Raw genomic sequence first — 2254 nt, 5'->3', positions numbered from 1 at the left:
TCATAAGCATATTCAATAATCGCATGTTCATTCTCTTTGACTGATACAGCTTCACCATCTAAAGAACATGTACATGCTTTTTCACATAATGCAGGACATACTCTAGAAGTGAATTCTGGGAAGTTATTTGTCTTCTTTAAACGTTTATGAGCCTGTTCATACTTACCTTTAAATACTAAATCATTCCATTCAGGAATTAAATTATTTAAAGGACAGCCAGAAAACATACCTTTAATCTTCTGGCCGTACTGACAAAACGGAATACCACAGTCCATACATCTTGCACCCTGTTTCTGCTGTTCTTTAGTAGACAAAGGGATATGGAATTCATCGAAGTTCTTAATACGTTCTGTAGGAGGAACCTCATAAGATGTCTCACGTGCATAATCTAAAAATCCAGTTTTCTTACCCATGACTATTTTCCTCCTTTCATAGCGGCATTAAATGCTTCTACCTTAGCCTGATCTTCATCTAGACCCTGTGACTGATAATAAGCAATCAGATCCATCATCTTCTTATAATCATGTGGAATGATCTTCTTAAACTTACCAATATATGTCTTGAAATCATCTAAGAACATCTTGGCTTTCTCTGAACCAGTATACTTATAATGATTTTCAATTAATTCTCTTACTGTCTTAATATCATATGGCTTATTGACTTCAGAATATTCTACAAGTGCACCATTTAATTTTTCATATAAATCATTATTTGGATCATAGATATACGCAATACCACCACTCATACCAGCAGCAACATTTCTACCTGTTTCACCCAAAATAACAACTAAACCACCTGTCATATATTCTAATGCATGGTCACCGACACCTTCTACAACAGCCTTAGCACCAGAGTTTCTTACACAGAAACGTTCACCAGCAACACCATTGATATAAGCTTCACCACTTGTTGCACCATATAAAGCAACGTTACCAATAATAATATTGTCTTCTGCCTTGAATGTAGCTTCATGAGGTGTCTTCACAATAATCTTACCACCTGATAAACCTTTACCTAAGTAGTCATTAGAATCACCTGTTAACTCAAGAGTTAATCCCTTAGGAATAAAGGCACCAAAACTCTGACCACCAGCACCAAACGCACGCACTGTAATAAAGTCATCTTCTACAAAATTACCTAAAGTCTTAGTAATATGAGAGCCAAGAATAGTACCAAATGAACGGTCTGTATTAGACACTTCTACAGAAACTTCTGTCTTCTTATGAGACTGAGATGCCTGTTCTAATGCCTTTAATAATACCTTTGTGTCAAGTACTTCATTTAATTTGAAGTCATATGCATGAGCTGGATTAAAGCAGTTATGTGCATCATTCGCATATGTGCTATCTAAGATCTTAGATAAGTCCATATGATACTGATCCGCAATATCCTTCTTCTTTAATAAGTCTGTATGACCAACCATTTCATCGATTGTTCTAAATCCTAGCTGAGCCATATATTCACGCATTTCTTCAGCAACAAACTTCATGAAGTTCACTACATATTCAGGTTTACCTGTAAATCTCTTACGTAAGATAGGGTTCTGAGTCGCAACACCTACAGGACATGTATCTAAGTTACATACACGCATCATAACGCATCCCATAGTAATAAGTGGTGCTGTCGCAAAACCATATTCTTCTGCACCAAGTAAGCATGCAATCGCAAGATCTCTACCAGTTAATAATTTACCATCTGTTTCAAGCACAACACGATCTCTTAAATCATTCATGATTAATGTCTGATGTGCTTCTGCAAGACCTAATTCCCAAGGAAGACCTGCACTATAAACTGAGTTTCTAGGTGCAGCACCAGTACCACCATCATAACCAGAAATAAGAATAACCTGAGCACCAGCTTTCGCAACACCTGATGCAACAGTACCAACACCTGCTTCAGATACAAGCTTAACACTAATACGTGCTTCTTCATTCGCATTCTTTAAGTCATAGATCAACTGAGCTAAGTCTTCAATAGAATAAATATCATGATGAGGAGGTGGTGAAATAAGTGATACACCTGGAGTACTATGACGAGTCTTCGCAATCCAAGGATAAACCTTACCAGCAGGTAAGTGTCCACCTTCACCAGGCTTTGCACCCTGAGCCATCTTGATCTGAATTTCGTTGGCAGAACATAAGTATTCACTTGTTACACCAAAACGACCACTGGCTACCTGTTTAATAGCTGAACATGCAGAATCACCATTAGGACGAGTCACAAAACGTTCTGCATCTTCTCCACCTTCACCTGA

The 2254-nt window shown here is 37.6% G+C and carries 1 protein-coding gene and 1 pseudogene; both read right to left on the bottom strand.

Annotated elements, in window-relative coordinates; all coding sequences use genetic code 11:
• Positions 1–413: pseudogene (locus tag B2S90_RS08245) on the bottom strand (glutamate synthase); the annotation flags it as partial.
• A gap of 2 nt (positions 414–415) precedes the next feature.
• A partial coding sequence (locus B2S90_RS08240) for a glutamate synthase-related protein (protein ID WP_286696870.1) occupies positions 416–2254 on the bottom strand: 1839 nt, incomplete at its 5' end.

The sequence above is a fragment of the Catenibacterium sp. UBA627 genome, from assembly GCF_002299355.1.
GTDB classification, from domain to species: Bacteria; Bacillota_I; Bacilli_A; order Erysipelotrichales; family Coprobacillaceae; genus Catenibacterium; species Catenibacterium mitsuoka.
This window is presented reverse-complemented; position numbering and strand designations above follow the sequence as displayed.